This window comes from Streptomyces sp. SAJ15 (assembly GCF_007595705.1).
GTDB lineage: Bacteria > Actinomycetota > Actinomycetes > Streptomycetales > Streptomycetaceae > Streptomyces.
This window is the reverse complement of record NZ_NISY01000009.1, coordinates 242744-250327: the sequence shown is the minus strand read 5'-3', so window position 1 is coordinate 250327 and position 7584 is coordinate 242744. Positions and strand designations below refer to the sequence as shown.

Sequence of the window (7584 nt, the reverse complement as noted above, 5' to 3'; positions counted from 1 at the left end):
GTCATCCACACCGCCGGCACCGCCCACTACGCACCCCTCACCCACACCACCCTCACCGACCTCGCCCACGTCACCCGACCCAAAGTCCAAGCAGCCCAACACCTCCACGAACTCACCCGCGACCTCCCCCTCACCGCCTTCGTCCTCTTCTCCTCCGGAGCAGGCGTATGGGGCGGAGGCGACCAGGGCGGCTACGCCGCCGCCAACGCCTACCTCGACGCACTCGCCCACCACCGACGCGCCACAGGACTCCCCGCCACCTCCCTCGCCTGGGGAGCCTGGGCCGACACCGGCATGGCAGCCGAAGAAACCTCCACCCGACAACTCAACCGCCGCGGCGTACGAGCGATGAACCCCCAACTCGCCATCACCGCCCTCCAACAAGCACTCGACCACGACGAGACGTTCCTCACCATCACCCACATGGACTGGGAACGCTTCACCGAAACATTCACCTCCATCCGCCACAGCCCCCTCATCACCGACATCCCCGAAGTCATCGCCACCACCAAAACCACCAACCCCCACACACCAACCGACAAGCAGAGCGAGGCACCCGCCCGCCTTCGACACAAGCTGGCTGGGATGGCTGCCTCTGAGCAGACCGAGACGCTGCTCCACCTGGTCCGCACCCATGCCGCGGTCGCGCTCGGGCATGCTTCCTATGAGGCGATCAACCCCAGCGTGGGGTTCATGGAAGCGGGCTTCGATTCGCTGACCGTCCTGGAGCTGTGCAAGCGGATGGCCGGAGAGACCGGGCTGCGTCTACCAGCCACCCTGCTCTTCGACCACTCGACCCCCAGGGCGTTCGCACGCCACCTCCAGGCCGTACTCGATGTCTCCGGAGCGGTGGCCGATCCAGACGGCGAAGGCGCGGCTGGGGGCGCCACGGGGCCGGTGCGCGGGGCGGGGGCGAACCTCTCGGCCGGGGCATCGCCATCGGAGTCGGCGGAGATTCTGCCGCACTCCTTGGCTTCGCTCTTCCGGCGTGCCCACGACCTCGACGAAGTACCGCGAGGCATGCAGCTCATGCGTGCTGCCTCGTACTTCCGCCCCGGATTCGCGTCCGTGGCGGACATGGGGCCGGCGCCCAGCCCCCTGCGGCTGGCGCGGGGGGCGGTGCAGCCGTCGCTGCTCTGCCTTCCCACCGTGGCGGCCGTGGCCAGCCCGAACCAGTACGCGCGTTTCGCATCGTATTTCCGTGGGGTCCGAGACATGTGGTTCCTTCCGCTGCCTGGTTTCGCCGCGGAGGAGAGCACCCCCGCGTCCATGGAAGCGTTGATGGAGTTCGAGTCCAAGCTGGCGCTCGACTGTGTCGGTGACACGCCCTTCGTCCTCGTGGGGCACTCCGGTGGCGGGCTGGTCGCACATGCGCTAGCCGTTCACCTCGAGGCCATCGGCAGGCCCCCGGCGGCCTTGGTTCTGATCGACACCTATGCGTACGGAAGCGCGTCGATGGTGACTCTCGCCCGAGAGCTCGCCAACGGCATGTTCGAGACGGAGCGGATCTTCGGGCTGCGGATGGACGACACCCGGCTGACGGCCATGGGCTGCTATCTGCGGCTCTTCGCGAACCATGTGCCGCAGGCGACCTCCATGCCCACCTTGTGCCTCCGGGGTGTCGACCGGGTGGCCGACGACATGTCGGAGGTCTCGAGTCAGGAGGAGTGGCGGCCCATGTGGGAGTTCCCTCACACGCCCATGGATGTCGCCGGCGACCACTTCACCATCATGCAGGAACACGCCTTCGCCACGGCCGAGTCGGTGGACTGCTGGCTCGACTCGACGTTCTGAGCGCAGAAGCGGGCCGAAAGCTCGGGGCAGCGTCGTCATCAAGGAGAGGACAAGTATGAGCAGCCATCAGGCTTCCGTGCCGGACGCGGGAGACGCAACGACCGAGACGCAGTCGCCCTCTCCGTCGGGGCAGAAGGTGGTGCGGGTGGATGCCGGCCCTTCGTCCGCGGCGCCGGGTCGCCGTGGTCGACGGGTGCCGCCTGTCGTGGTCTGGGCGTGTCTGGGCGTGTTCTTCGTGGTGTTGCAGACGTATGTGCTGGTCAGTTGGCTGGTCGACGGCACGCACATCGACAAGGCGCCCGAGACTTCCGGCTTCGGCACCACCATGGAAGTGATCGGTGTGCTGGTCCCGCTCATGACGGTGGTGCCCGTGGTGGTGCTGACCGTCAAGTTCGTGCGGGAGTCCCGCGCCCAACGGCGGGCCACCTTCGACCTTCTGCTGGTCATCGGTTGTGTGTTGAGCGCCTGGCAGGACCCCCTGCTGAACTGGTTCCACCCGGTGATCACGGTGAACACCAATCAGTTCATGGCGACGAGTTCCTGGGCGCCGTACGTCCCGGGGTGGCAGGGGCCGGGGGAGCATCAGCAGGCGGAGATGCCGTGGCATGCGCTGGTCGCCGGTCTGGGGACGGCTCTGTCGGCCATCGTCGTGGGCGCCGGCGTGCAGTGGCTGGCGAAGCGCCGGCCCGGGATCCGGCCGATCCGCTTGGCGGGATTCGCCGTCCTGCTGGGGATGCTGCTCACCGCCACCTCGGAGCCGTTCCTCCCGGCGCTGGGGTTCTTCATCTGGTCGGGTGCGACGCCCGAGCTCACGCTCTTCAGCGGCACCTGGTATCAGTTCCCGGTGTACGAGCTCGTCACGGCCGGTACGTACTTCGCCGCGCTGGCCATGTTGCGGCTCGCCGTGAACGAGCGGGGTGAGACGTTGGCGGAGCGAGGGGTCGGCGAACTGTCGTGGCGACGCACCACCTGGCTGCGGCTGCTGGCGGTGGCCGGAGTCACCAACGTGGCCTACGTCGGGTACGCGGTGGGTCATATGCTGTTCGCCTGGAACCACGGCAGCCCGCCCATCGACCTACCGGACTTCTTCCGTCCTCCCGCCGCGTACTGACGTGTCGCCGTACCAGCCGCGGGGTGTCCTTCCCTCCGCTGCCGGTACGGCGCCGCCGGTGATACGGCGCAGCCCGCCGCCGGGGATGTCCGGCGGCGGGCTGTGCCAACCTCAGAACAGGCACTTGGCCTCGGGGGAGACCTTGAGGTTGCCGAGGCGGTCGTGCCACAGGTGTGTCGGGTCGCTTTCCACCGTCGCCACGAACTCGCGCATCGCGAGCAGCGCCGCGGGCTCCGCGTCGTCGTAGACGTCGCCCTGGAGGAGTTTCAGGACGTCGATCCGGTAGCGGGGGTCCTGTACGAAGGCGGTGAAGAGGATGTTGAGCCGGTAGTAGATCGAGATGAACTCGTACCAGTTGGAGACGCCGCGCCGCAGGGTGTTCACGTAGGTGTCGAACCGTGGGGCGCGGTAGTCCCCGGCGGCCGCGGCGGCGATGATGTCCTTGCAGGCCAGCCGGGCGCTGTTCATCGCGACGCTGACGCCGCTGGAGAAGATCGGATCGACGAACCGCGCCGCGTCGCCGATCATCACCATCCCGTCCCCGGCGACCTGGCGCATGCCGTAGCTGTAGTCGCCCTCGGCTTTGAAGGGGCGCACCCGCCGGGTCGGCCGCAGGGCGCGCTCCAGCTCGGGGCGGCTGGCCACCGAGTCCCAGAAGAAGCCCTCCAGGTCGTCCTTGGCGGCCCTGAAGCGTGCCCTCTGGGTGACCACGCCGACCGAGGTGATGGTTTCGGTGATGGGGATCTGCCACACCCAGGTGTCGGCGAGGGGCAGGAAGTGGATGAAGATGAAGTCGGTCTGCTGCCGGCTCTCGGCCAGTGCCCGGCGGTCGAGTCCTTCGAACCAGCTGTGCACGGCGTACTGGTTGAACACCGGGTCGGGAACCTTGACCTTGAGTTGTCGGCCGAGCAGGGTGCCGCGTCCGCTGGCGTCGACGACCATGCGCACGGGGATGTCGGTGAGTGCCGGGCCGATCGCCACGCGCAGCACCGGGTGGTCCGGGTCGGCGAAGTCGACCTCGCGGACCCGGGCCCCGGTGAAGACCCGGGCGCCGAGGCTCTGGGCGTGCTTGAGCAGGATGAGGTCGAACTCCCCGCGGTCCACGTGGAAGGTGTGGTCGCGGTCGACGCCCAGCTGCTCCCGCTCGTTGAAGAGCACCTGGGCGACGCCCAGGCCGTGGTCCTCCACTCGGAAGTCCAGCGGGTCGACGCCCTGTGTCCCCGCCGCGGTCCAGGCGGCCCCGTACTTCTTCGGGAAGCCGGCCGCCTCGATCTTCTCCATGGCGCCGATGTCCAGGAGCACGGGTGTGGTGGCCGGGACCAGGGACTCTCCGACGTGCTCCCGGGGGAAGAGCTCGCTCTCGAAGACGGCGACGGACAGCCCGGCCCGGGCGAGGTAGGAGGCGGCGGTCGAACCGGCGGGGCCCCCGCCGATGATGCCGATGTCGAGATCGTCGGTGACGTGCATGCGGGGCTCCGTCGACGGATCAGGCGGGCTGGGAGCGGAGCGACCAGACGAGGTCGGCGATGCTCGCCACGTCCTTGAAGTGGTGCCCCGTCAGGTGTGTGGGCGGCACCCGGACGTCGAGGTGGTCGCGCAGGTGGGCCAGCAGGCGCGCGGTGCGCATCGAGTCCAGGATTCCCCATTCGAGCAGCGGGGTCTGGGGGGTGATCTTCGGTGTGAGGTCCGCGTCGCCCACCAGTTCGTCCCTGACGTAGGCGAAGAGCTGGTTCAGCAGGGTGGTGCGATCGCTGTCGGGCACATGTGTCTCCTGATACGCCGGGTGGGGCCGGGAGCTGCCGTGGGACAGTCAGACGCGGCCATTCTTCCCCAGTGTTCCTGAGTCTCGCTTGAGCGTGTCGGCCAGCAGCGCTTCGACGAGTGCTCGTCGGTCGGTCTTGCCGTGGGGGTTGCGCGGCAGACGCGCCACCACATGGACCGTGTCGACGATCATGTATCGTGGAAGGAGTGCCGCGCAGTGCCGCTTGATGTCGAGCAGCTCCGGTCGGTGTCCGGGTCGGGGGACGACGACGGCGTGGATGCGCGCCTCGTGGCCGCCGGCTCCCGAGACCAGCACCACGGCGCGGTCGATCGCGGGGTGGGACGACAGGGCGGCCTCCACCTCGCCGGGCTCGACCCGGTGGCCGCGCACCTTCACCAGGTCGTCGTATCGGCCCAGGTACTCCAGCGCGCCGTGCGGGTCGCGCCGCCCCAGGTCGCCGGTCCGGTACGGTCCGTGGTGCGGGGGGTGACCCCAGTAGCCCAGCATCACGGTCGGCCCGTCCACGACGATCTCCTCCGTACCGTCCGGCCGGGGCTCCAACCGCACGTCGTCTCCGCAGCATGCGGTGCCGATCGGCAGCGGTGTGGTGCGGTCGAGGTCGGCGGCGGTGAGCTCGTAGGAGGTGCAGACGTTGGTCTCGGTCGGGCCGTACCAGTTGAGCAGCCGGACCTCCGGCCAGGCGGCGCGCAGCCGCCGGGCGTCCCTCAGAGGGAAGGGCTCGCCGGCGAAGACGCAGGCGCGGAGGGACAGCGGGCCCCGCTCGAGCAGCCGGGCCTCGCGCATCATCAGCAGCAGCGCGGACGGCACCGAGTACCAGACCGTGATCCGCCGACGGTCGAGCAGTTCGGTGAGCTGGTCGGGGGCGTAGGCCAGGGTGTCGGGGACGAGGTGGGTCGAGGCCCCGGCGCGGAAGGCGCCGTAGAGGTCGAAGACGGAGAGGTCGAAGTTGAAGGGCGCGTGGTTGGCCAGCCGGTCCTCGGGCCGCAGCCGCAGCTCGGCGGCGGCCCAGTCGACGAAGGCCAGGGCGTTGCGGTGGCTCAGGCAGACTCCTTTGGGCTCGCCGGTCGAGCCGGAGGTGTAGAGGATGTACGCGGGGTCGTCGGGGGTGCCGTGGTGGTGCTCGGGGCGGCGCCCGGGTTCGCCGGCGGCGCGTAGGGCGGCGCAGTCGGTCACGGGCACGCCGAGGCCTTCCAGCGTGGCGGGGTCCGGCGGGGTGTCGAGCTCGGTCACCAGCAGCGCGGGGCGGCAGTCGGCGGCGATGCGGCGCACCCGGCCGATCGGGTTCGATGAGGCGACGGGGACGTAGACGGCGCCGATCCGCAGTGCCGCCTGCATGACGGCGACCACGTCCGCGCTCTTGCCGGTCCACAGCAGCACCCGGTCACCGGGCCGGACCCCGTGGTCGAGGAGCGCGGCGGCGTACTGGTCGGCCAGCGCGTCGAGTTGGTAGTAGCTGATGCTCCCGGTCATGTCGCGGATCGCCGGGGCCTCGGGGGTGCGGGCGGCCGCTTCGACCACCAGTCGGTTCAGGTTCACAGTCCCATCGCCCTCGCGATCAGTTGGCGCTGGATCTCCGAGGTGCCGGAGAAGATGGTGGTCGGCACGGCGTCCCGGAGCGCGGCCTCGATGCCTTCGTCCCGCAGATAGCCGCGTCCGCCGAGGAGTTGGACGGCGTCCAGCGCGCTGGCCACGGCCGCTTCGGAGACGGCCAGCTTGGACAGGGAGACCCACAACGCGGCGTCCTGGTCGTCGCGGTCGAGGGCGTCGCAGGCCCGGTACAGCAGCAGCCGACCGCTCTCCAGCCGCAGTTTCATGTCGACGACGCGATTGGCCACGGACTGGAACTCGGCCAGTGGGCGGCCGGACTGCCGGCGGCGGCGTACGTGTTCCACACACCGGTCGAGGAGCCGCTGCTGTACGCCGAGGTAGACGGCGAAGAGGCAGGACCGTTCCCAGCGCATGGAGTGCTGGAAGATCGCTCCGCCCTGTCCGGGGACGCCGAGGATCTGCTCGTCCGGTACGAAGCAGTGGTCGAACGTCACCGGTCCGGCCGGGCACGACAGCAGGCCCATCTTGTCCAGCGGCTCCCCCGCCGCGACGCCGGGTGCCGCGCGGTCGACGACGAATGCGGTGATTCCCAGGTGGCCGGCGCGCGGGTCGGTGGTCGCGTAGGTCACATAGAGGTCGGCTGTGGGGCCGTTGCTCACAAAGCTCTTGGTGCCGTCGAGCAGGAATCCGTCGGCGACCCGCCGCGCCGTCACGGCGAGCCGTGACACATCCGATCCGGCGTCCGGCTCGGTCATCGCGTTCCCCGCGATGAGTGCCCCGGAGCACATGTCGGGCAGCAGCCGCCGACACGTTCCGGGTGTGGCGAATTCGAGGATCGGCATCGCGCAGGAGAAGAGATGCGCGGCGGCCGCGAACAGAATGCCGGTGTTCACACAGCCCCGGCCGGCGGCTTCGAAGGCCAGCGCACTGTCCAGCGCGCCCAGCCCGCGGCCGCCCCGGTCTTCCGGCACACTCGCTCCGAGCAGTCCCAGCGGGGCCAGTCGCGACCACTGCGCACGGGTGTACGCCGTGTCCGCGCGGCCCGTGTCCTCGGGGAAGGCCGTCCGCGCCCCGGCCAGGACGGATGTGTAGAGGTCGTGCTGTTCGGCACTCCAGTCGAAGTCCACCGCGCCTCCCCGCGCAGGGCAGCGGGAAGGCGACCATACCCGCGAACGTCACAAGGGCTTCCAGGTGTAGCGGGCGTCACCGGCTCGGCACAACGGGATCAGTCGGGGAACATGCGGGCTCCACCGGCACCTGAGGTGCCGTCGAGTCGGGGGCGAGCCGATCTCCAGTTCGCTGGCGTATAAATCCTTGGGTTCCGTCGCGGTGCGATCACGGAGCGGAA

The 7584-nt window shown here is 69.7% G+C and carries 6 protein-coding genes; 2 read left to right on the top strand and 4 right to left on the bottom strand.

Going from position 1 to position 7584, the window contains the following annotated elements:
* Together CD790_RS23385 and CD790_RS23380 are read left to right on the top strand one after the other, a co-directional pair.
* On the top strand, positions 1-1794 hold a 1794-nt coding region (locus CD790_RS23385), incomplete at its 5' end, for a KR domain-containing protein (RefSeq protein WP_144385269.1).
* 55 nt (positions 1795-1849) lie between these two features.
* Positions 1850-2905 carry a spirocyclase AveC family protein gene (locus CD790_RS23380; protein ID WP_186319191.1) on the top strand — a complete coding sequence of 352 codons (1056 nt, stop codon included), beginning with the start codon at positions 1850-1852 and terminating at the stop codon, positions 2903-2905.
* Between the two features lie 111 nt (positions 2906-3016).
* Here CD790_RS23380 and CD790_RS23375 read toward each other — a convergent pair whose 3' ends face one another.
* Genes CD790_RS23375 through CD790_RS23360 form a run of 4 tightly spaced genes read right to left on the bottom strand, consistent with a single transcriptional unit; the run spans position 3017 to position 7363 of the window.
* On the bottom strand, positions 3017-4372 hold the full coding sequence (locus CD790_RS23375; protein WP_144385267.1) for an NAD(P)/FAD-dependent oxidoreductase: 1356 nt from the start codon (positions 4370-4372) through the stop codon (positions 3017-3019).
* A gap of 19 nt (positions 4373-4391) precedes the next feature.
* Positions 4392-4667 (bottom strand): acyl carrier protein, encoded by a 276-nt coding sequence (locus CD790_RS23370; RefSeq protein WP_144385266.1) that lies wholly within the window; start codon positions 4665-4667, stop codon positions 4392-4394.
* Between the two features lie 48 nt (positions 4668-4715).
* Positions 4716-6224 (bottom strand): amino acid adenylation domain-containing protein, encoded by a 1509-nt coding sequence (locus CD790_RS23365; RefSeq protein WP_144385265.1) that lies wholly within the window; start codon positions 6222-6224, stop codon positions 4716-4718.
* Positions 6221-7363, bottom strand: coding sequence for an acyl-CoA dehydrogenase family protein (locus CD790_RS23360; RefSeq protein ID WP_144385264.1), 1143 nt, complete (start codon positions 7361-7363; stop codon positions 6221-6223). The genes CD790_RS23365 and CD790_RS23360 overlap by 4 nt, the downstream gene beginning before the upstream one ends.
* Positions 7364-7584 lie beyond the last annotated feature (221 nt).